At 71.3% G+C, this 21,527-nt stretch carries 19 protein-coding genes and 2 pseudogenes; 13 read left to right on the forward strand and 8 right to left on the reverse strand.

All coding sequences use genetic code 11. The features are described 5' to 3' along the window. Nucleotides 1–13: 13 nt before the first annotated feature. On the reverse strand, nucleotides 14–1,633 hold the full coding sequence (locus IG90_RS0134690) for an acyl-CoA synthetase (protein ID WP_030593922.1): 1,620 nt from the start codon (nucleotides 1,631–1,633) through the stop codon (nucleotides 14–16). Nucleotides 1,634–1,800: 167 nt separating this feature from the next. Between IG90_RS0134690 and IG90_RS0134695 the strand changes: the two genes are divergently transcribed. The 7 genes from IG90_RS0134695 (at nucleotide 1,801) to IG90_RS0134725 (ending at nucleotide 8,239) form a co-directional block, all read left to right on the forward strand. Then, nucleotides 1,801–2,601, forward strand: coding sequence for a crotonase/enoyl-CoA hydratase family protein (locus tag IG90_RS0134695; RefSeq protein ID WP_030593924.1), 801 nt, complete (start codon nucleotides 1,801–1,803; stop codon nucleotides 2,599–2,601). Nucleotides 2,602–2,828: 227 nt separating this feature from the next. Then, nucleotides 2,829–3,782 (forward strand): Zn-ribbon domain-containing OB-fold protein, encoded by a 954-nt coding sequence (locus IG90_RS0134700; protein ID WP_030593927.1) that lies wholly within the window; start codon nucleotides 2,829–2,831, stop codon nucleotides 3,780–3,782. After that, entirely contained in the window at nucleotides 3,783–4,835 is a 1,053-nt protein-coding gene (locus IG90_RS0134705; protein ID WP_030593929.1) for a thiolase domain-containing protein, read from the forward strand. It abuts the gene before it with no gap. After that, nucleotides 4,828–5,994, forward strand: a complete 1,167-nt coding sequence (locus tag IG90_RS0134710) for a thiolase domain-containing protein (protein WP_030593932.1) — start codon at nucleotides 4,828–4,830, stop codon at nucleotides 5,992–5,994. The genes IG90_RS0134705 and IG90_RS0134710 overlap by 8 nt, the downstream gene beginning before the upstream one ends. A 77-nt stretch (nucleotides 5,995–6,071) precedes the next feature. Continuing rightward, nucleotides 6,072–6,572 carry a hypothetical protein gene (locus IG90_RS0134715; protein WP_003971159.1) on the forward strand — a complete coding sequence of 167 codons (501 nt, stop codon included), beginning with the start codon at nucleotides 6,072–6,074 and terminating at the stop codon, nucleotides 6,570–6,572. Between the two features lie 334 nt (nucleotides 6,573–6,906). Beyond that, nucleotides 6,907–7,281, forward strand: a complete 375-nt coding sequence (locus tag IG90_RS46405) for a hypothetical protein (RefSeq protein ID WP_233436168.1) — start codon at nucleotides 6,907–6,909, stop codon at nucleotides 7,279–7,281. Nucleotides 7,282–7,681: 400 nt separating this feature from the next. Beyond that, nucleotides 7,682–8,239 (forward strand): TetR/AcrR family transcriptional regulator, encoded by a 558-nt coding sequence (locus IG90_RS0134725; protein ID WP_030593934.1) that lies wholly within the window; start codon nucleotides 7,682–7,684, stop codon nucleotides 8,237–8,239. 201 nt (nucleotides 8,240–8,440) lie between these two features. On the opposite strand, the gene IG90_RS0134730 is transcribed toward IG90_RS0134725, so the two are convergent. The 3 genes from IG90_RS0134730 to IG90_RS0134740 form a co-directional block, all read right to left on the reverse strand. Further along, nucleotides 8,441–10,666, reverse strand: a complete 2,226-nt coding sequence (locus IG90_RS0134730; RefSeq protein ID WP_030593937.1) for a terpene synthase family protein — start codon at nucleotides 10,664–10,666, stop codon at nucleotides 8,441–8,443. A gap of 151 nt (nucleotides 10,667–10,817) precedes the next feature. Further along, a complete protein-coding gene (locus IG90_RS0134735) occupies nucleotides 10,818–11,492 on the reverse strand; it encodes a transglycosylase SLT domain-containing protein (RefSeq protein WP_030593940.1) in 675 nt (224 codons plus the stop codon). A 541-nt stretch (nucleotides 11,493–12,033) separates the two neighbouring features. After that, nucleotides 12,034–13,170: an aminoglycoside phosphotransferase family protein gene (locus IG90_RS0134740; RefSeq protein ID WP_030593941.1), complete on the reverse strand. Its 1,137-nt coding sequence runs from the start codon at nucleotides 13,168–13,170 to the stop codon at nucleotides 12,034–12,036. A 231-nt stretch (nucleotides 13,171–13,401) separates the two neighbouring features. Between IG90_RS0134740 and IG90_RS0134745 the strand changes: the two genes are divergently transcribed. Beyond that, a complete protein-coding gene (locus IG90_RS0134745; RefSeq protein ID WP_030593943.1) occupies nucleotides 13,402–14,892 on the forward strand; it encodes a DNA-binding protein NsdB in 1,491 nt (496 codons plus the stop codon). A gap of 56 nt (nucleotides 14,893–14,948) precedes the next feature. Here the strand turns inward: IG90_RS0134745 and IG90_RS0134750 are convergent, their stop codons facing one another. Then, nucleotides 14,949–16,391, reverse strand: coding sequence for a PP2C family protein-serine/threonine phosphatase (locus IG90_RS0134750; RefSeq protein ID WP_030593944.1), 1,443 nt, complete (start codon nucleotides 16,389–16,391; stop codon nucleotides 14,949–14,951). 306 nt (nucleotides 16,392–16,697) lie between these two features. On the opposite strand from IG90_RS0134750, the gene rpmG reads away from it, so the two are divergent. Both rpmG and IG90_RS0134760 read left to right on the forward strand, forming a co-directional pair. Next, nucleotides 16,698–16,862 (forward strand): 50S ribosomal protein L33, encoded by a 165-nt coding sequence (rpmG, locus tag IG90_RS0134755; protein ID WP_030593946.1) that lies wholly within the window; start codon nucleotides 16,698–16,700, stop codon nucleotides 16,860–16,862. Between the two features lie 64 nt (nucleotides 16,863–16,926). After that, nucleotides 16,927–17,187, forward strand: a complete 261-nt coding sequence (locus IG90_RS0134760) for a type B 50S ribosomal protein L31 (RefSeq protein ID WP_030593948.1) — start codon at nucleotides 16,927–16,929, stop codon at nucleotides 17,185–17,187. A gap of 222 nt (nucleotides 17,188–17,409) precedes the next feature. On the opposite strand, the pseudogene IG90_RS40075 reads toward IG90_RS0134760, so the two are convergent. Continuing rightward, a pseudogene (locus IG90_RS40075) lies at nucleotides 17,410–17,922 on the reverse strand (DUF1275 domain-containing protein). Between the two features lie 176 nt (nucleotides 17,923–18,098). Continuing rightward, complete coding sequence (locus IG90_RS0134770; protein ID WP_030593950.1) at nucleotides 18,099–18,599, reverse strand: tetratricopeptide repeat protein; 501 nt, start codon at nucleotides 18,597–18,599, stop codon at nucleotides 18,099–18,101. A 98-nt stretch (nucleotides 18,600–18,697) separates the two neighbouring features. Between IG90_RS0134770 and IG90_RS0134775 the strand changes: the two genes are divergently transcribed. The 3 genes and pseudogenes from IG90_RS0134775 to IG90_RS44025 all read left to right on the forward strand — a co-directional run. Then, nucleotides 18,698–19,303 (forward strand): VanZ family protein, encoded by a 606-nt coding sequence (locus tag IG90_RS0134775; RefSeq protein WP_051860378.1) that lies wholly within the window; start codon nucleotides 18,698–18,700, stop codon nucleotides 19,301–19,303. Between the two features lie 113 nt (nucleotides 19,304–19,416). Continuing rightward, nucleotides 19,417–20,205, forward strand: coding sequence for a DUF4389 domain-containing protein (locus IG90_RS0134780; RefSeq protein ID WP_030593954.1), 789 nt, complete (start codon nucleotides 19,417–19,419; stop codon nucleotides 20,203–20,205). A 163-nt stretch (nucleotides 20,206–20,368) separates the two neighbouring features. After that, nucleotides 20,369–20,488 (forward strand): annotated as a pseudogene (locus IG90_RS44025) (IS481 family transposase); the annotation flags it as partial. Here IG90_RS44025 and IG90_RS0134790 read toward each other — a convergent pair. Beyond that, nucleotides 20,485–21,486: a helix-turn-helix transcriptional regulator gene (locus tag IG90_RS0134790; protein ID WP_030593958.1), complete on the reverse strand. Its 1,002-nt coding sequence runs from the start codon at nucleotides 21,484–21,486 to the stop codon at nucleotides 20,485–20,487. The pseudogene IG90_RS44025 and the gene IG90_RS0134790 sit on opposite strands and share 4 nt — an antisense overlap. Nucleotides 21,487–21,527 lie beyond the last annotated feature (41 nt).

Below are 21,527 nucleotides of genomic sequence, written 5' to 3' on the forward strand. Positions count from 1 at the left end.
GGGCCGAGGTCGCTCAGCTCCGGTCGGCCCTCGCCGCCACCGCCTTCGCCCACCGGTAGTCCGCCTTGCCGCTCGGCGAGCGCTGGATTCGGTCGGCGAGCACCAGCGCGCGCGGGATCTTGTAGCCGGCGAGCCGCGTCCGGCAGTGCGCCTGCACCGCCTCCAGGGTCAAGGTCGCCGAGCCCTCGCGCAGTTGGACCACGGCGGCGACCCGGTTGCCCCAGCGCTCGTCGGGGACGCCCGCGACGAGCGCGTCGTACACGTCCGGATGGGACTTGAGCGCCTGCTCGACCTCCTCCGGATACACCTTCTCGCCGCCGGTGTTGATGCACTGGGAGCCCCGGCCGAGCACGGTGACGATGCCCTCAGCGTCCACGGTCGCCATGTCGCCCAGCAGCACCCACCGCTCCTCGCCCCTGCGGAAGAAGGTGTCGGCGGTCTTGGCCGGGTCGTTGTAGTAGCCGAGCGGAACATGTCCGCGCTGGGCGATGCGGCCCGGCTCGCCCGGGCCCACCGGCTCGTACGTCACCGGATCGACCACCGCCGTACGGGCGTTGACCTGCACCCTGAAGCCCTTCTCCGGTCCTGAGTCGGCGGTGGCCGTACCGTTGAAGCCGGACTCGGAGGAGCCGAAGTTGTTCAGCAGCATCACCGTCGGCACCAGGGCCTGGAACTCCGCCCGCACCGAGTCCGACATGATCGCCCCAGAGCTGGAGACGGAGAACAGCGACGAGCAGTCCGTCCCGCGCAGCGGCCCCTTCAGGCAGTCGATCAGCGGGCGCAGCATCGCGTCGCCGACCAGTGACACGCTGGTGACCTTCTCCTTCTCGATCGTCCGCAGCACCTCTTCAGGCACGAACTTGCGATGTAAGACAACGCGTTGGCCGAAGTTGAAGCCGATGAACGCGGTCAGCGTCGAGGTGCCGTGCATCAGCGGAGGGGTGGGGAAGAAGGTGATCCCGTCACCGCCCGCGGCGACCCGCTCCGCCAGTTCCTGCGGGGTTCTCACCGGCTCGCCGGTCGGCGCTCCACCGCCCAGGCCCGAGAAGAACAGGTCCTCCTGACGCCACATCACACCCTTCGGCATGCCGGTCGTTCCGCCGGTGTAGATGATGAACTGGTCGTCGGCCGAACGGGGTGCGAAACCGCGCCCGGCGTCGCCCGACTCCTCCGCCTCGGTGAAGGACACGACCCGGACGGCCGGGGGAGCGTCGGCAGACCCCACCCGGACCAGATGGCGCAGGCCCGGGGCCTGCGGGGCGGCCGCCGCGACCCGCTCGTCGAACTCGCCGTCGAAGACCAGCGCCGCCAGGTCCGCGTCCCGGTAGAGATAGACCAACTCTGCTTCGACATAGCGGTAGTTGACGTTCACCGGCACGATCCGGGCCTTGAGTGCGCCCAGGACCGTCTGGAGGTACTCGACCCCGTTGTAGAGGTGCAGCCCCAGATGCTCGCCCGGCCGGATCCCCGCGTCGATCAGGTGGTGGGCGATCCGGTTGGCGGCGGCGTCCAGCTCCGCGTAGGTGAGCCGCCGCTCCGCGCCCGTACCGGGATGGTCGACGTACAGGAGCGCCTGGCGGTCGGGCACCGCGTCGACGACCGATTCGAACAGGTCGGCAAGGTTGTACTCCACCGTTCCTCCTGACCCCGGATGACTGGCGACTCGGCCGTCATTAGAGCGCCGGGCGGCACAAGTGGGAAGAGGTGGCGTCGAAACAATCTGACGAGCTGTCAGAAATCTATTGAACTGCGTCCCCTCCTCCTGCAACCTGTTCCAGGTCTGGAGAACAGGAGTCGGTCATGGGCGGTACGGAACACCTCACCGTGCGGCGCGAAGGCGCCACGCTGGTGCTCACCTTGAACAGACCACAGGCCAGGAACGCGCTCTCGCTGCCGATGCTCGTCGGCCTGTACGACGGCTGGCTCGAGGCCGACGCCGACGACACGGTCCGCTCCGTCGTCCTGACGGGTGCGGGCGGCGCGTTCTGCGCCGGCATGGACCTCAAGGCCCTGGCGTCCGGCGGAATGGAGGGAGAGGAGTACCGGGATCGGATGACGGCCGACCCGGACCTCCACTGGAAGGCGATGCTGCGCCACCACCGCCCGCGCAAACCCGTGATCGCCGCCGTGGAGGGCCCTTGTGTCGCGGGCGGCACCGAGATCCTCCAGGGAACGGACATCCGCATCGCCGGAGCGGGAGCCACCTTCGGGCTCTTCGAGGTCCGCCGGGGCCTCTTCCCGATCGGCGGCTCCACCGTCCGGCTGCCCCGCCAGGTCCCCCGCACCCACGCCCTCGAAATGCTCCTCACCGGCCGCCCGTACACCGCCGAGGAGGCCGCCGCCATCGGACTCATCGGCAGGGTCGTCCCCGACGGGACCGCCCTGGAGGAGGCCCTGGCCGTCGCCGAGCGGGTCAACGCCTGCGGGCCGCTCGCCGTCGAGGCCGTCAAGGCGTCGGTCTACGAGGGCGCCGAGCTGACCGAGAGCGAGGCCCTGGCCGCCGAACTCAAGCGCGGTTGGCCCGTGTTCGCCACCGAGGACGCCAAGGAGGGCGCGCGGGCCTTCGCCGAGAAGCGCCCGCCCGTCTACCGGCGCGCCTGAGAGCCTGTCGGGTGACCTCTGACCGGGCGGACACGCCCTGGCACGCACGCTTCCGGTGTTGCCGAAATGCCCTGGCAGCTCCGCTACGAGGACCTCTCGGCGCCTGGGAACCGCACGCACCGGACCGCGTCCGCTCTTTCGATCGAAGACCACCCGACAGGCTCTGAGCGCTCAGCTCCCGGCCCTCAGTCCTGGGCCCTCGGCCCTGAACCAAGGAGGCAGCAGCCATGACCGACGTCCTCAGCGCCCCGCTGGTGGTCGAATTCCCCTTCACCCGCTCGCTCGGGCCCGTGCAGAGTGCCTTCCTCACCGGACTGCGCGAACGCACCGTCCTGGGCGTCCGCACGGAGGACGGCACGGTACTCGTGCCGCCCGTCGAGTACGACCCCGTCACCGCGAACGAGATCCGCGACCTCGTCGAGGTCGCCCCCACCGGCACCGTCACCACCTGGGCCTGGAACCCGGCCCCCCGCCGCGACCAGCCTCTCGACACCCCCTTCGCCTGGGTACTCGTCCGCCTCGACGGAGCCGGCACCGCGCTCCTGCACGCCCTCGACGCACCGGGCCCGGACGCCGTGCACACCGGCATGCGCGTCCGGATCCGCTGGGCCGCGACGCGCACCGGCGCCATCACGGACATCGCCTGCTTCGAACCGTACGAAGGCGAGTCCGGCGGATCCGAACCCGCCCCGCACACCGGCCGGTTCGCCGACCCCGTCACCGGCATCGTCACCCCGGCCCGCCTCGACTACGTCCACACCCCGGGCCGCGCACAGAGCGCCTACCTCACCGCCCTCGAAGGACACCGCACCGTCGGCGAACGCTGCCCCGCCTGCCGCAAGGTCTACGTCCCGCCGCGCGGAGCCTGCCCCACCTGCGGGGTCGCCACCGCCGAACAGGTCGAGGTCGGCCCGCGTGGCACGGTCACCACGTTCTGCATCGTCAACATCAAGGCTGCTCACACGGCGAACGACATCGAAGTCCCCTACGTCTACGCCCACATCGCCCTCGACGGCGCGGACCTCGCCCTGCACGGACGCATCGCCGGAATCCCGTACGACCAGGTGCGCATGGGGCTGCGCGTCGAGCCCGTCTGGACAGAAGGCGCCCGTCACCCCGACCACTACCGGCCCACCGGGGAGCCCGACGCCGGCTACGACACGTACAAGGAGCTGGTGTAGATGCGGGACGTGGCCATCGTCGCCTTCGCCCAGACCACGCACCGGCGGCGCACCGACGAACTCTCCGAGGTCGACCTGCTGATGCCGGTCCTCCACGAGGTCCTGGGCGCGACCGGCCTCAAGGCGAACGAGATCGGGTTCACCTGCTCCGGCTCCGCCGACTACCTCGCCGGGCGGGCCTTCTCCTTCACCATGGCGCTCGACGGCGTCGGCGCCCATCCGCCCATCTCCGAGTCGCACGTCGAGATGGACGGGGCCTGGGCGCTGTACGAGGCCTGGGTGAAGATCCAGACCGGCGAGGCGGACACCGCGCTCGTCTACTCCTGGGGCAAGTCCTCGCCCGGCCGGGTCCGCGACGTCCTCACCCGCCAGCTCGACCCCTACTACCTCGCCCCCCTCTGGCCGGACTCCGTCGCCCTCGCCGCCCTCCAGGCGCAAGCCCTCATCGACGCGGGCGCCACCGACGAACGCGCCCTCGCCGAGGTGGCCGCCCGCAACCGCACCGCCGCCTCCGACAACCCGCACGCCCAGCTCACCGGCGACGTCCCCGCCGGTGACCACCTCGTCCATCCGCTGCGCACCGGCGACTGCCCGCCCATCGGCGACGGCGCCGCCGCCGTGGTCCTCGCCGCCGGGGACACCGCCCGCGCCCTGTGCGAACGGCCCGCCTGGATCCGCGGCATCGACCACCGCATCGAGGCGCACGGCCTCGGCGTCCGCGACCTGACCGACTCGCCGTCCGCCCGGCTCGCCGCGGAACGCGCCGGAGCCTTCGAACGACCCGTCGACACCGCCGAGTTGCACGCCCCGTTCACCTCGCAGGAGGTCGTCCTGCGCAAGGCCCTCGACCTCGGCGACGACGTCCGCGTCAACCCCTCCGGCGGGGCCCTCGCAGCCAACCCCGTGATGGCCGCCGGACTGATCCGGCTCGGCGAGGCCGCCGCCCGCATCCACCGCGGCGAGTCCGACCGGGCGCTCGCCCACGCCACCTCCGGACCCTGCCTGCAGCAGAACCTGGTCGCCGTCCTGGAAGGGGAGAGTGCGCATGTCTGAGGAGCCCGTCGCCGTCGTCGGCATCGGCCAGACCAAACACGTCGCCGCCCGGCACGACGTGTCGATCGCCGGACTGGTCCGGGAGGCCGCTGTCCGGGCGCTGGAGGACGCCGGGCTGACCTGGAGCGACATCGACGCCGTCGTCATCGGCAAGGCGCCCGACTTCTTCGAGGGCGTCATGATGCCGGAGCTCTACCTCGCCGACGCGCTGGGCGCCGTAGGCAAACCCATGCTCCGCGTCCACACGGCGGGCTCGGTCGGCGGCTCCACCGCCCTGGTCGCCGCCAACCTCGTCGCCGCCCGGGTGCACCGCACCGTCCTCACCCTCGCCTTCGAGAAGCAGTCCGAGTCCAACGCCATGTGGGGGCTCTCCCTGCCCGTCCCCTTCCAACAGCCGCTGCTGGCCGGTGCGGGCGGCTTCTTCGCCCCGCACGTGCGCGCGTACATGCGGCGTACCAAAGCGCCCGACGAGGTCGGATCGCTCGTCGCGTACAAGGACCGCCGCAACGCGCTGAAGAACCCCTACGCACACCTCCACGACCACGACATCACCCTGGAGAAGGTCAGGGCAGCCCCCATGCTCTGGGACCCGATCCGGTACTCCGAGACCTGCCCCTCCTCCGACGGGGCCTGCGCCATGATCCTCACCGACCGGGACGGCGCGGCCCGCTCGCCGCACCCGCCCGCCTGGGTGCACGGCGGGGCGATGCGCAGCGAGCCGACCCTGTTCGCGGGCAAGGACTTCGTCTCCCCGCAGGCCGGCAAGGACTGCGCCGCCGACGTCTACCGGCAGGCCCGGATCACCGACCCGCGCCGGGAGATCGACGCCGTCGAGATGTACGTGCCGTTCTCCTGGTACGAGCCGATGTGGCTGGAGAACCTCGGCTTCGCCGACGAGGGCGAGGGCTGGAAACTCACCGAGGCCGGCGTCACCGAACTCGACGGCGACCTGCCCGTCAACCCGTCGGGCGGCGTGCTGTCCACCAACCCCATCGGCGCGTCCGGCATGATCCGCTTCGCCGAGGCGGCCCTCCAGGTACGTGGGAGAGCCGGGGAGCACCAGATCGACGGGGCCACCAGGGCGCTCGGCCACGCCTACGGCGGAGGGGCGCAGTTCTTCGCCATGTGGCTCGTGGGAGCGGCGCCGCCGCCCGGTTGAGGGAGCGCGGCGGGGCCCGGTCCTGCGGGACCGGGCCCGGGCCCCGCGACGTGAGCCGGGACACGTAACATGGCAGCATGTCCTTCCTCCGCCGCCGTAGCGCCGCAACACCCGCGGGCCCGGACTTCGACGTCCTGGCCATGGACCCCGGGGACTGGCCCGGCAACCTCGGCGCCGGTCTGCTCCCCGCCCCCGACGGCAGCTGTCAGGGCGTCTTCCTCCGCTACGACCTGTACGGCGGCCGGGGCCCGGCGATGATCATCGGCAACCTCCCGGAAGGCTCGCCCGCTCGCGAGACCGAGGAGGGCCAGGTCCCCTTCGAGGTGGCCCAACTGCTCCTCGCCCTGGAGAACGACGAGCCGATCGAGGTCGTCAGCTCCGAGGACGTCCCCGTCATGCAGGGCGACAATCTGCTGATCGTCCGCCGGGTCAAGCTCTCCGAGAGCCGTATCGCCTGCGTCCAGTTCGACCGCAGCGACGGCGTCCTCGTGACCATCGCCAGCTGGGACCGGCCGATCACCGACGACCTCTACACCCTGCTCAAGCCCCTGCCCGCAGAGCTGTTCCAGCAGGGCTGAAACGTCCCTGCGCAAGGCCGTCCGGATCCTTCCGGGCGGCCTTTCCCTATGCCCGTCTCCCTGCCCGGGCGACCTCTGAGGGGCTGATTCCCGCCCTGAGCGCGACCGGAAATGCGCGTTGACACGGATGGCGGGGGACCGGCTACGGTGAGAAAATGTAACGACCGTTCAATGTGTAACAGTCGTTCATCTTATTCTTCTCCCCCGTCCGGAGATCCATCCCCATGGCCAACCCCTATGGCGCCCTCTTCAAGGCACCGGGCTCCGTAGCCTTCTCCGCCGCCGGCTTCGTCGCCCGTATGCCCCTCTCGATGGCCGCATCGGGATCATCACCATGCTGTCCCAGATGAAGGGGGAGTACGGCCTGGCAGGAGCCGTCTCCGCCGCCTTCACCCTCTCCACGGCACTTTTCGGCCCCCAGATCTCCCGCGTGGTCGACCGCCGGGGCCAGAGCGAGGTGCTCCTGCCCGCCACCGGACTCAGCGTCATCGCCATGGGCGTGCTGCTCCTCTGCGCCCGCTACGAAGCTCCCGTCTGGACGCTGTTCGCCGGCGCCGTGGTGGCCGGGACGATGCCCAACATGGCCGCGATGGTCCGCGCCCGGTGGACCCACCTCTACTGCGGCTCCGACCGGCTGCACACCGCCCACTCGCTGGAATCGTCGACGAGCTCACCTTCGTGGTGGGACCCGCGCTCTCGGTCGCGCTGAGCATGGCGCTCTTCCCGGAGGCCGGACTCCTGGTGGCGGCGGTGCTGCTCACTCTCGGCGTCCTCATGTTCGTCCCGCAGAGGCGCACCGAACCGCCGGTGATCCAGCCGGCCGCCGACGGCGCCCCGAGCGTCTCGGCGCTGCGGGGCGGGCCGCTCGTCCCGCTGGCCCTCACCCTTGTCGCGGGCGGCACGATCGTCGGCACCGTGGACGTGGTCAGCGTCGCGTTCGCCGAGGAGCAGGGCTCCCCGGCCGGCGCGGGCATCGCGCTCTCCCGCAGACCAACCCGCCGACGAGGGGCACGCGAAGTCCGCCCCGTAGCCGCCGGGCCCGGCAGCCGCGGCAGAGGGTGCGGTCCGCCGTTCCCGTCCCGCTCCGACCACGACGCCCGGAGGGCACGATGCACACACCGAAGACCGACGGACGCCTGCTCAAGGGGGAGCGGCGGCGGCAGGAACTCATCGAGGCCACCCTCCAGGTGGTGGCCCGCGAGGGCGTCGCCGGCGTCAGCCACCGGGCGGTGGCGCGCGAGGCCAACCAGCCCGCCACCGCCGCCGCCTACTACTTCAAGAGCATCGACGACCTGCTCACCGCCGCGCTCACCGTCTGTATGGACCAGGACGCCGAACGGATGCGGCTTCTGGCGGAAAAGGCCGACGGCAGCCCCGAGGGCCTGACCGCCCTCGCCGACCTGCTCGCAGACGCAGTGTCGGGCCCCGGCCGCCTGCTCGCCGAGTACGAGCTCTATCTGCTCGCCGCCCGCCGGCCGGAGCTGCGCACCTCCACCGGGCACTGGCTGGACGCCATCGCCGGGTACGCCCACCGCTACACCACGGATCCGGTCCGGGTGCAGGTCTTCAAGGGCGTCATCGACGGCCTGCTCCTCCAGGGGCTGCTGACCGACACACCGCCGACGGCGGCCGAGTTCGAGGCCGTACTGCGCCACGTTCTGCTCTGACCGCCGGCCGCGGCCCGGGGTTCAACTCGGCCGAACCCGCCCGCGATCCGGGCCATGACCTGGTCGAACATCGCACGCCGGCGAGCAAAGTCCATGATTTGGCCCGCGGCCACCGCACGATCTTCAGGAGTCCACACAACCCCCGATGATCACGCGATGGCCGTACCCGTTCCCGGCCGGGGCCACGACAAGTTCGCGAAGTCAGGCTGGAGTGCGGACCCTGCTGCGTGCCGGTTCGGCCATCATCCGGGTCACCTGCGCCGCAGCCGTGCCAAGCCCCTTGGGGCCGCTCAGATGCCAGGGGGTGTCGTAGCCCCGCCGCAGGTCCTCCTCGCGGTAGCGGCGGCAGCCCCGGTGCCAGATCAGGATCCCCGCGATCCAGTGCCTGAGCTCCCGCACATAGCCCTCCAGGACCTCCCGCGCCTCGGCGTCCAGGCCGAAGTCGTCGTACAGAACCGGGAGTTCGACCTCGGCGACATGCAGGAACTGCCGCAGCCGCGAGTTCATCAGGTCGTGCACGATCGCCACGCCCGTCGGATAGTCCACGCCGAAGAAGTTCTGCACGACCAGGACACCGTTGTGCACCTCTCCCTCGTACTCGATCTCCTTCTGGTACGAGAAGAGGTCGTTCATCAGGCACGCGTAGTCCGCCGCCGCGTTCTCCAGGGAACGCATCGGACCGCTGCGGTAGACCTCGTCCGGAACCTTCCTGCCGTGCCCGAGCCGGCACAGGCTCATCGTCAGGTCCGAACCGAACGTCGCCCGCCGCATCTCCACGTAGTCCACCGGATCGGGGATACGGTTCTGCGCCTGGTTCGCCAGCTCCCACAGCCAGCTCTCGGTCATCGACTCGATCGCGGTCCGGAAGGTACGCCGCCCGCCCGCGTCCATCGGAGTGGCCGTCCTGCGCCAGAGATCGGCCAGACTCCGCTCCAGGGCGTTCACCGGCTCCGGCGTCCCCTCACCGTCCAGCGGCATGAACAGCGACAGCCGCTCGTTGGCCAGGCGCGCCCCCGCCAGATCCCGGGCCCGCCCGTGCACGACCGGGAACCAGTCGTCGCCGTACGTCCCCCAGGCCAGCCAGCCCGAGGAGAGGTCCAGTTCGTCCGGGGTCGCGTCCGGATGCAGGCCCGCCGCGCACAGCGGCAGGTCGATCGCGACGATCCGGCGCTCGTCCCAGATGTGCGAACCCGGCACACCCGGCTGGGCCTCCAGGATGCCCATCCGTCGCGCCCACTCGACGAGCCGGACCCGGGCCCCCTCCAGATGAGGGCTCAGCGTGGTGCCGAACGGCAGGTCGAAGTCCGGCAGCAGCGAGGGCCCCACGTGCTGGTACGGCACGTGGCTGTGGCTGCGAGCCCGGGCGGTCTCCGAGCGGAGTGTGAACCGGATGGAGGCGGCAGACATGCCGAGGCCGCCCACGGCCTCGCCCGCGCCGCCGCCGTTCATGTAGCGGCTGGAGCGCATGTGCCATTCGTGGCCGCCGGACTGCCAGTCCTGGAGCCCTTTGACGTACGCCAGCACGGCGGCGGTCTGTGCGGGGTCCAGGCCCTTCTCGGCGCAGAGCGGGCCGAGTTCGGTCAGGGCGGTGTTCTCGAACTGCTGGAGCCGTGAGGTCAGCAGGTCGTTGACGGCCTCGGCGGCCTCCTGCGTGGAGCAGCCGAGGAACTTCTCCAGCACCAGCACGCCGTTGCTGTTCTCCCCCTCGTCCTCCACCTCACGCTGGTAGGAGAAGAGGTCGTTGCGCAGGTGCACGCCGTCGGAGAAGGCGTCCCGCAGCACCCGCAGCGGGCGGGCGTCGGCGACCGACGCGGGCACCTCGGCGTTCGCCGCGTACTCCACCAGCCCGGCGGACCAGGGCGCGCCGCCCACTTTGCGGCGCATCTCGATGTACTCGACGGGGTTCGCGATGCGGCCCTCGTGGATGTTGGCGAGCTCCCACAGGGACTCGTTGAGGAGGTTCTCCGTCGCCTCCGCGAACCGGACCCGCCAGGCGTCCGTCATCGCCGGGACCGTCCGGGCCCACAGATCGGCGAGCCCCGCCTCGACGGGGCTCGAAGGCTCCGGTGTCGGGGCGCCACGCTCCATCGGCATGAAGGCGGGCAGCCGGTCCAGACAACGCTTGCCGCCCTCCCGGTCGGGCGTGCGCTTGAACAACTCCAGGAAGTGGTCGTCGAAGAAGAAGACCCACACGTACCAGTCGGTGACCAGGGAGAGCGCCTCGGCCGAGCAGTCGGGGTGGGTGTAGGCGCACAGGAGGGCGTAGTCGTGCGCCTCCAGGTCCTTCTCCTCCCAGATGCCGGATCCCTCCAGCATCCCCATGGAGCGGGCCCACGCCCGGGTGTGCGTGCGTGCCGCCTCCACATGAGGGTTGAGCCGCGCCGGATACGGAACATAGAAGTCCGGCAGTGAGAAGGGCTGTGCCATGTGCGTCAGGCCTTTCCAGAAGCCTCCGCGCGGGGAAACGCGCGGACCGGTGGTGTCCGCGCAGCACTACCCTTCGGCCATACGGAGCACGCACGACGGCGATCAGTCACATAATCGCGGCCTGGCCCGTGCGTGCTCGGAAGTCGGTCGCTCAGTAGGCGGAGTCGACGTTGTCGATCGAGCCGTACCGGTCCGCGGCGTAGTTCGCGGCGGCGGTGATGTTGGCGACCGGGTCGGTGAGCTTCTTCGGGGTGCCCTTGACGTGGTAGGCGTCGAAGGTGGGCTGGATCACCTGGAGGAGACCCTTGGAGGGAATGCCGTTCTGCGCGTTGATGTCCCAGTCGTTGACGGCGTTCGGGTTGCCGCTGGACTCCCGCATGATGTTGCGGTGCAGTCCCTCGTAGGAGCCGGGGATGTTCTTCTTCTTCATGATGTCGAGCGACTCGCGGATCCAGCCGTCGAGGTTGTTCGCGAACTTCTTGGGCGTGACGGCCTTGCGCTCGGTGGAGCGGTTGGCGGCCTGCTTCTCGGACCGCTCCTTGGCGGCGTCCTTCTCCGCGGCCGCCTTACGGTCGGCTGCGGCCTTCTTCGCCGCGGCTTCCTTGGCGGCGTTCTCCTGAGCGGCCTTCCTGGCCGCCGCGTCCTTCGCCGTGGGGATGCCCGCGGCGGCGACCGGCTCCACGGAGACGGAGGAGCGGGCCTGGGTGGTCTGCGCTTCGCTCGGACCGCCGGTGGCGGTTATGGCGGTGACCGAACCGGCCGCGACGAGCACGGCGGTGGCGATCTTGTGCGAGCGGGTGATGCGCAGGGTGGAGATGCGGGGCATGCGTGAGCTCTTCCTATGGGGGACGGGCTTCGCGGCCTTCGCGCCGCGTCGGCAGGAACCGGGGTGTCCGGGCCGCGGTCGCCGGTGGGCGATCGGCGCCGACTCGTACTCGGTGCTTGCCGGGATCCATGGTTAGCGCTGACCGACATAGGAAGCAATGACCGCCTTTACTACTCTTCATCGTGAGATGCCAATTTATGAGCCATATGGGCTGCTTGTTACGCCGGATGGGAGGGCTCACGCCTACTACCGGAGGCCGTAGGTGACGCGGGTCTCGTGGCGGGCCTCACCCGTCGGGGACCCCGGGACAGCACAGGGTCGAGGTCCGGTCACAGGGAGGCAGGGCCCGGAAGAGCGGTTCGAGACCCGCCGCACGAGCCCCGGAACGCAGGACAGCGCGCTGCGGGACCGGTGTGTCGGCACCGGTCCCGCAGCGCGCTTCTTCTTCACAGTGGTCTGGTCACTGTGGTTCTCGGCAGGCGGGCCGTTCGCCCGCGTCGTCGTTCGGTCTCGTCGTTCGGTCTCGTCGTGCGGTCCGGTCTCAGCGTGTGCCGACCGCGGCCCGCACCGCCCGCCGCGCCATGGCGCAGTCGTCGTGCAGCCTCCGCAGCAGCAGCCGCTGCTCCTCGCCCGAGGAGAGCGCACCGGGGCGGTCCTGCCCCCCACCCACCGAGGGCGCCTCCCGCATGGTGCGCTGCACCGCCGTCTCGTAATTGCGGATCTCGCGGGTCAGCACCAGCATCAGGTTCACCAGGAACGCGTCCCGCGCGGCCGGGCCCCTGGCCTGGGCCAGCTGACTGATCTGACGTCGCGCCACCGGCGCGTCGCCCAGGACCGCCCACAGTGTCGCCAGGTCGTACCCCGGGAGATACCAGCCGGCGTGCTCCCAGTCGACCAGCACCGGTCCGGTCGGCGACAGCAGGATGTTGGAGAGCAGCGCGTCCCCGTGGCAGAACTGCCCCATGCCCTGCCGGCCGCCCGCGTGCGCCAGGCCGTGCAGGAGCTTCTGCAGGTCACCGAGGTCACGGTCGGTGAACAGGCCGAGCTCGTGATAGCGCGCGATCCGCGAGGCGTAGTCGAGCGGCGCCTCGAACAGTCCGGGCGGCGGCCGCCAGGCGTTCACCCGGGCGATCGCGCCCAGCGCGGCGCGGATGTCGGCCCGCGGCGGCGCCTCCGCCGGATGCCGGGTGAGGGCGGCGACCCGGCCGGGCATCCGCTCGATCACCAGCGTGCAGTTCTCCGGGTCCGCCGCGATCAGCCGGGGCACCCGAACCGGGGGGCGGTGCCGGACGAACGCGCGGTACGCCGCTATTTCGTGCCGGAACCGCTCGGTCCACGCCGGCGAGTGGTCCAGTAAACACTTCGCGACGGCGGTGGCCCGGCCGGTCGTTCCGACGATCAGGACCGAGCGGCCGCTGCGGCGCAGCACCTGGACAGGGTTGAACTCGGGGCAGATGCGCTGCACGGAGGCGATGGCCATCCGCACCTGCGCGCCCTGCGGCCCGGACAGGTCGATTCTTCCGCTGAGGGGTCCGGCGCCCGGCCCCGGGGCCCGTCGGGCCCGGCCCGGACCCTGCGCCGGTGCGCCGGCGTGAGGAGCGAGATAGGGTCCGCCGCCCGCGCCCATCGGGCGGAGCGGACGGGGCGGGGCGGACACGGAGGACGATGCTGTGTACATGGGCGAGACAGATCCCTTCGTGCGCCGACAAGGTACGTGCGCCAACCCGGCCGACGGCCGTTCGGCACCCTGGGGAGTACCTAGGGCTGCCGGGCGGGGTGGCGCTTTCCTACCTGACACCGGAGCGCGGGTGGCAGACCATCTGGCGGACCCTGGCGAACCCTGGCGAATAGTCACAGCGCATCTGACAGGGGGTTAGTGTCAAGTCAGCCGAGAACCTGGGGGCTTGAAGTGACCGGAGAACCCAACACCCGCCTTTCGGACCTGTTCGGCCTGGCCGGCTGGTCCAAGGGCGAACTCGCGAGAATGGTGAACCGGCAGGCGGCGGCCATGGGCCACCCGCAGCTGGCCACCGACACCTCGCGCGTCAGGCGCTGGATCGACATGGGGGAGTCCCCCCGTGATCCCGTGCCCGAAGTGCTGGCGGCTCTGTTCACCGAGCGGCTCGGCCGTGTCGTGACCATCGAGGACCTCGGGTTCGGCCGACGCGGGCGTGTGGGGAAGCGGCGTGACTCCGGGACGGAACACAATCCCGATCAGTTGCCGTGGGCGCCCGATCGGACGGCAGCGGTCCTCACCGAATTCACGGGAATGGACCTCATGCTCAACCGACGCGGCTTGGTGGGTGCGGGCGCCGCGCTCGCCGCCGGCTCAACCATCACCGGCCCCATGCACGACTGGCTGCACAGCGACCCCGCTCCGGCGGCCGATGTTCCGCGTACCAACGATCCCCTGCACGCCGATCCCGCCGGTTTCGACCGGTACGAGGCAGCTCCGGTCGGCTCCGAGGAGATCGAGGCCCTGGAGCATTCGGTCGAGGTGTTCCGCGCCTGGGACGCTTCCCGGGGCGGCGGACTGCAGCGTAAAGCGGTCGTGGGCCAGCTCAACGAGGTGGGCGGCATGCTCGCCTACCGCCACCCCGACCATCTCCAGCGCCGCCTGTGGGGTGTCGCCGCCAACCTCGCCGTCCTGGCGGGCTGGATGTCCCACGACGTCGGCCTCGAACCCACCGCCCAGAAGTACTTCGTCATCGCCGCCCACGCGGCTCGCGAGGGCGGCGACCGGCCACGCGCCGGAGAGGCGCTCTCCCGGGCGGCACGCCAGATGGTGCACCTGGGCCGGCCCGACGACGCACTCGACCTGATGAAGCTCGCCAAGTCCGGCTCGGGCGACGAGACCCTGCCCCGTACGCAGGCGATGCTGCGCACCATCGAGGCCTGGGCACAGGCGTCGATGGGCCGGGGCCAGGCCATGCGGCGCACCCTCGGTGAGGCCGAGGAGCTCTTCGTATCGGACAAGAGCGATGTGCCGCCGCCGAGTTGGATGCAGATGTTCGACGAGGCCGATATGCACGGCATGCAGGCGCTCGCCTTCCGTACTCTGGCCGAGCACGACCCGAGGGCCGCGATCGTCGCCCAGCGCCATGCCAAGCAGGCGCTGGAGCTGCGGATCAACGGGCGCCAGCGGTCGAAGATCTTCGACTACATCTCGCTGGCCTCGGCCTGCTTCATCGCCAACGACCCCGAACAGGCCGACCGTTACGCCCGGCTCGCGCTGGTGTCGATGGGGGAGACCTCCTCGCACCGCACGTGGGACCGGCTCCGCGAAATGTACCGGCTCACCGGTCAGTTCGCCGGATACGCCGGGATCCAGGATCTGCGCGAGGAGATCGAGCTCTCGATGCCGCCGAGCCAGAAGAAGGCCAGGGGCACGCAGATCTGAACCGGCCCGGCCGCGCCGGTCCGCGCTCCCTCACACCCTGATACGTCCGCGCTCCCTCACGCCCCGATACGGGCGACCAGCACACACGCGTCGTCCGGCCGCTCGGCCCCGCCGAACTCCTCGACGACGCTCCGGACGCACTCCTGTGCCGTACGGGCCTCTGCGAACCGGGGGGCGAGGGTGAGCAGTGCATCCGGGCCCGCACCCCGGTCGCCGCGTCGTGTCAGGCCGTCGGTGTACAGAACGAGCACGTCGCCGGAGAGCAGCCGTACCTCGTCCTGCTCGAAGACGGCTTGGGACGCGGCGCCGAGCAGCATGCCGTCCGGCGGCGGCAGGAGCCGTCCCGAACCGCCGCGGAAGAGCAGTGGTGCGGGGTGTCCGGCCTGCGCCCAGGACAGAAGGGAGGTGGCGGGGTCGAAGCGGCAGCACAGGGCACTGCCGAGCGCGGGCTGAATCGACGTTTCGAGGACCTGGTTGAGGTGGCCGAGCAGCGCGCCCGGCTCGATGCCGGCGACGGCCATGCCGCGCAGTGCGCCCAGCATCATCGCCATCGCGGAGGTGGCGGGGATGCCGTGCCCGGTGAGGTCGCCTACGGTGAGGAGGGTGCGTCCGTCCGGGAGCTCCATCGCGTCGTACCAGTCGCCGCCGATGAGTCCGCTCGACTCGGATGGGAGGTAGTGCGCGGCGATGTCCAGGGCGCCGGGGCCCTGCTTCGGGAGGCGCAGTGTCCCGCGCCACGGCGGCAGGACGGTCTCCTGGAACTGCACCGCCATGCGGTGCTCGGTGCGCTCGATGTGCTCCTCGCGCCGCACCGATGCCCGGCTCCTGCTCACGGCCTGCTCACTGCGGCGCAGCTCGCTGACGTCCCGGAGTACCGCCCACATCGAGGCGGTGCAGCCCTCGGCGTCGAGCACCGGCTCGCCCGTCATGTGCAGGGTGCGTGTGCGGCCGTCGGGACGCACGATGCGGAACTCGCCGTCCATCGGCCGGCCGTCGACGAGACAGCCCGTCACCATGGCGGTCAGCTGCGGCTGGTCCTCGGGCAACAGCACGGACGGCAGGTCGTCCAGGGAGAGGGGAGCCGCCCCGGGCGGCCTGCCGAAGATCTCGTACAGCTCCTCGGACCAGCTGGACTCGTCGGTGAGGAGGTTCCACTCGGCGCTGCCCACCCGGTTCAGCAGGGAACCGGGCCTCGGGCCCTTTGGTGCCTCGTCGCTCCGGGGGGCGGAGTCCTCGGCGCGGGGGTGCGCTGCGAGGCCCGGCAGGCCCTCCTTGAGCTGGCCCAGGTGCTCGTCGAGGTTGTCCAGGTGGTGCACGGCCAGCTCGCACAGGGCGCGCTGCCAGCGCAGCTGGGGGTCGTCCTCGTCGAACGCGACGGCGTCCCGCCGCACCGCGTCCACGTCCCCCCGCAGCCGGCGCGTCCGATGGATCAGGTCGTCGACGGCGTCATGCGCGGGAAGCTGTGGTGCGGGGCGGTCCGCGAAGAGGGGGGACGGCATCTCGTACTCCGATACAGGCGCGGCCTAGCCGGTTCTGAAGGGTGGATCGCTACCGACTGTCGCACAGGCCACGGTGGGTCGTAAGGGATTTGGCAACACTCGATGCGTTGTTGCACCTGGCATATGTCAGCGGCTGCCCAGGGTGACGGCAATCCGAACAGGCTTACGTTTAGGGCGAGTTGGCCTGCGGTTCGGGGGGCGCGGTGGGGGGGATGCCGTGGGGGTGGCTCGCGTTATCCCACCAGAACGAAAACGAATCCCATTCCCGATATGGGGTGAGGTCGTCAGAAGCATCAGGAGGCGACCATGGCGCGCAGCGAGATCAGGCCCGTCGTCACCCTCCGGTCCACCCTCGGAACGGGGCGGAGCTATGTGACGCGCAAGAACCGCCGCAACACCCCCGACCGGCTGGAGCTCTGCAAGTTCGACTCCGCCGCCGGCCGCCACGTCCTGTTCCGCGAGGCCCGCTGACCGCCCGGAAGAGGCTCGTCCCCCTGTACGTCACCGCTGTCCGCGGTGAGGGAGGAAGGCATCGATGCAGTCCCGTATCCACCCCGTGTCCCGGCCCGTGGTCTTCCGCGACCGCGCGGCCGACGTCGCCTTCCTGACCCGCTCGACCGTCGACTCCGGTGAGCGCGTGGAGTGGCAGGACGGCAACACCTACCCCGTCATCGACGTCAAGACCTCGTCGGCGAGCCACCCGTTCTGCACCGGTGGCGGCCAGGTGCTCGACACGGTCGGCCGCGTCGAGCGGTTCCGGCGCCGCTACGGCACCGGCGAGGCGTCCGGAAGCTGACCTGACGCGACCTGACCAGGGAAGGAGCGGGAATCGCGTGCCGTGGATCACATCCGCGGGGGCGAATTCCCGGGAACGGCTCTGGATGGTTTATCGTTCATCTATACGTGGGTGTGAGAGGGGCAGTGTCCCCGGGCCTCACCTGCAGCGCATGGGGAAGACCGCACCGCCAAAGCCCCATGGAGCTGCCCGCCGAGAGGCGACCGCCCTTCACGCCCGCACTCAAGCCGCCCCGGCTGGATTCCCCCGATCCGGCCGGGGCTTCCCCTTGTCCGGCCGGATCCGGCCGCCCCGGCGCGGGACCGTCCCAGGGTCGGCGCACCGGCGGCCGTCACCACCGCGCCCAGCGCTGCCCCGGGGCTCCACCACCGGTCGGCCGGCGCCGCGGCCGCCACCGCGGTCAGCCGCCCCAGCACCCAGCCGTCCCCGCCGCGCAGCTCCCGCAACGCCACGCGACCCGCGAGCGACGTCAGCGTCCCGGTGAAGTAGTCCGTCGGCGTCACCCGTACGCGCCCGCGGACGCCCATCGCGACCGCCACCAGCGCCGGCAGCCCGAGCCGGTCCCCGTACGACGTGACCGACTCCGGCACCCACAGCACGTCCGCCGCCCCCAGCAGCACCAGATTCCCGGTCGTCACTCCGGCGAAGACCTGCCCCACACAGGTAGACGAAGGCGTCCGCCGCCCCGGAGGCCGCGTACAGCAGAGGCAGCGCCCCCTCGACCCGCCACGGCACATCACCTGCCGGGGATACGCGGGAGGAGGGCGAGGAGGGCGGCGACGGCGGGGGAGTGGTGGACACCCGAGCTTCTCGGCACCCGCCGCTCCCGGACCGGCGCGCCGCCCGCGACGCGACGCGGCGCGGCGAAGCGTACGAAGACCGCTCGGGGACCGCACCCCGCCCCGCACGGGTCACATGGTCTCGTCGAGGTCCTTCGCGTAGTGCTCGATCGCCCGCCGGTACTGCTGGACGTACGGGTCCTGGCTGGTCGTGGCCGTCAACTCCAGCAACAACCGCATCGCCTCATGGTGCTCGTCGGTGTTGTACAGGGCCATCGCCAGGAACGTCCGCAGCGCACCGTCGTCCGGGAACTCCTCGACGCCCCGGCCCAGTGTCTCGACCGCCTGCCCGTACCGGCCGAGGATCCGGTACGTACTGCCCAGCCCCAGGAGCGCCCCGCGCCGGTCCTCCACTGAAAGCTCCGGATTCGCCAGAGCGCGCTCGTAGTACGGCACCGCCTCCGACTCCAGGCCCAGCGTGTCGTGGATCCACGCCGTCCGGTAGGCCACCTCCGCATCGTCGGGGTACTGGGCGGTCAGCGCGAGGAGCCGCACGCGCGCCTCCTCGGGCCGGCCCTCCGTACGCAACCGGTCGGCGTCGTCCAGCAGGTCCCTCTTCTCAGGTGTGCTCATGCGCACATCGTCGCAGGCGCTCGCGGACGGCTGAGTGAGTTTTCGCTCCGCGCCCCGCCCGGGCGTGTGTTCCAGCCGGTCTGGGGCATCCGTCGGCCATGACAACAGAGGCGAAGCCCCGGACACGCCAGGGGACATGGGTACGTGTGCTGGTGCGCGGGGCGGTCCTGGCGGTTGTGCTGCTGGGGCTGGTGGTGTTCTCCGTGCTGCTGGCCAAGGTGACGCTCACGCCCTCACCGGCCTCCGAGGACCTCGTGACCTCGAATCTCCGACCCGGCCGCTCGCTGCGCCAGTACGCGGAGGACTACACCTTCCTCGCCGCGTGCAAACAGGCGGGCGGAAACCTGCTGCTCGGCGTGCCGTTCGGCCTCCTGCTGCCGTTCTTCGGTCCGCGCCGCCTGCGCATGATCAGGATGACACTGCTGACGGCCGTCGTCATGGCCGTCGTCGAACTGATCCAGGGGGCGCTGGTGTCGGGCCGCGCCTTCGACATCGACGACGTCATCCTCAACACGGCGGGCGCGCTGCTGGGGTACTTCGTGCTGGGCCGCCGGATCAGCCACCGCTACTACACCTACGCCGACGTTCCCGGCGCGTCCGAACGGCCGGAAGAGCCCGAGGCGGCCGATCCGAAGCACGCTCCGGCGAAGACCGCTCGTACGAAGGCGGCCCGCTCCCCGCTCGACCGCTTCCGCGGGCGCTGAGCCTGGGCACCCGTTCGGGCCCGGGCCGTTTGCGGGCGGCCCGGACCGGACGCACGGTGGGGACACGTCCTGCGCGCGGATGCCGCACGGATCCCCTGCCGAGGAGGAGCGACATGGCCGAAGGCCAGTGGAGCCCGGGCCGCACGGACATGGACGCGGACGAGTTCAGGCCCGTCCTGGACATCGTCGAACCGGCACGTCAGCGACGGCTGACCGTCCTCCTGCGACTCCTGCTGCTCGTCCCGCACTTCATCGTGCTGTTCGTCCTGCACATCGCGGCGTTCTTCACCGTCATCGTGGGATGGTTCGCGGCCCTGGTGCTCGGGCGGCTGCCCGACCCCGTCTTCCGCTTCCTGAGCGGCGTCCTCGGCTACGACATGCGCGTGTCGGCGAGCGGCATGCTGCTCATCGACCGCTATCCGCCCTTCGCCCTGACCCCGCCGGCCGACTACCCGGTGCAGATCGAGGTGCGGCCCACCCCGCTCAACCGCCTGGCGGTGCTGTTCCGCGTCTTCCTGATGATCCCGGCGGCGATCGTGCAGAGCCTCGCCGTGTCCGGGTGGTGGGCGCTGGCCTTCGTCTGGTGGCTGATCACGCTGTGCCTCGGCCGGATGCCCCGGCCGCTGTTCGAGGCGACGGCGGCCACCCTGCGCTACCGGATGCGGTTCTCCGCGTACGGCATGATGCTCACCCCGGCCTACCCCAAGGGCCTGTTCGGCGACGACGACCTCGCCGTGGCCCAGGGCCCGTCGCGCTCCGCCACCCGCCCGCTGGTCCTGAGCAGCGCCGCGAAGTGGCTCGTGGTGCTCTTCCTGGTGCTGGGTCTCGCGGGGCACATCACCTCGTCCCTGACCGCCCCGACGACCGACGACACCACCGACACCCGCCTCGTCGGACGCTAGCGCCGTGGCAGGCGACGTCTGCCCGTAAAGGAGTGGCGTCCGGTGCGTGCTCCCGGTGTGCCGGCCGGAAGCCCTCGTACCGGACGTACTCGGGATTCCGGCCGGTGCGGCGAGCGTGCGTGCCGGGCGTCGCGACGGGGCGAACGTCGCCGGTCACGGTACCGAGCGACGCGAGGCATACCCCACCTGGCTGCACACCTACAATCACCACCGCGGACACACCGCGCTCAAGGGCCAACCACCCGCCAGCCGCGTCCCCAACCTCCCGGGACAGAAGACCTAGCCGGCTTCTTCGGGCCCCGTGTCCGCCGCTTCGGCGTAGCGGCGGGCCAGGTGCGCGAAGGCGTCCCTGAGCTCGTCAGGCCCGACGACCTCGATGTCCACGTCGAACCTGCCGAGTTCGGCGGCCAGCCCGGGCCACGACCAGGCGCCCAGGACCACCCGGCAGCGGTCCGGGCCGCACTCCTCGACGATCCCGTCGCGGACATGGCCGGCCACCTCGGAGGCCGGCGCGGCGAGGATCACCTCGCCGCTGCAGGGCCACTCCCCGGGGGACTCGGAGCCCTGGAACCGGGCGGCGACGAAGGCGGCCACATCACCCCCGGGTACCTCGCGCGGCGTGAACCGGGGGCCCGTGGGGGCGCGCGGGGTGATCCGGTCCGCGCGGAAGGTCCGCCAGTCCTCGCGGTCCAGGTCCCAGGCGACGAGATACCAGCGCCCGCCCCAGGTGACCAGGCGGTGCGGCTCCACCCGCCGCACCGCGGGCGCGGCATCGGCGGTGGGCGGAACATACGCGGGGGAGTGGTCGAAGCGCAGCACCTCGCAGGCGTGCACCGCCGCGCTGAGCGTGACGAGCACGCGCGGATCGGCTTGCGGCCGACTCTGCTCCCCGGTGCGCTCGACGGCGGTGACCTGCAGTGCGTCCACGCGATGGCGCAGCCGGGCGGGCATGACCTGCCGGACGGTGGTGAGCGCGCGGGCCGCGGCCTCACCGATCCCGGCTCCGGTCGCGGCGGCGGTCCGCAGAGCGACGGCGAGCGCGACGGCCTGATCGTCGTCGAACAGCAACGGCGGCAACTGTGCGCCCGCGTCCAGCCGGTACCCGCCGTCAGGCCCCTTGAAGGCCGCGATGGGGTAGCCCAGCTCCCGCAGCCGGTCGACGTCACGCCGCACCGTGCGCGGACTGACCTCCAGCCGCTCGGCCAGCAACCGGCCCGGCCAGTCCCGGCGCGCCTGGAGCAGGGAGAGCAGCGCCAGCAGTCGCGCTGAAGTCTTCGGCATGACACGAGTATGACCCGAGAAGAGGCCACACCCTGGCCGCT

It is taken from the genome of Streptomyces anulatus, assembly GCF_000721175.1.
Lineage (GTDB): Bacteria > Actinomycetota > Actinomycetes > Streptomycetales > Streptomycetaceae > Streptomyces > Streptomyces anulatus_C.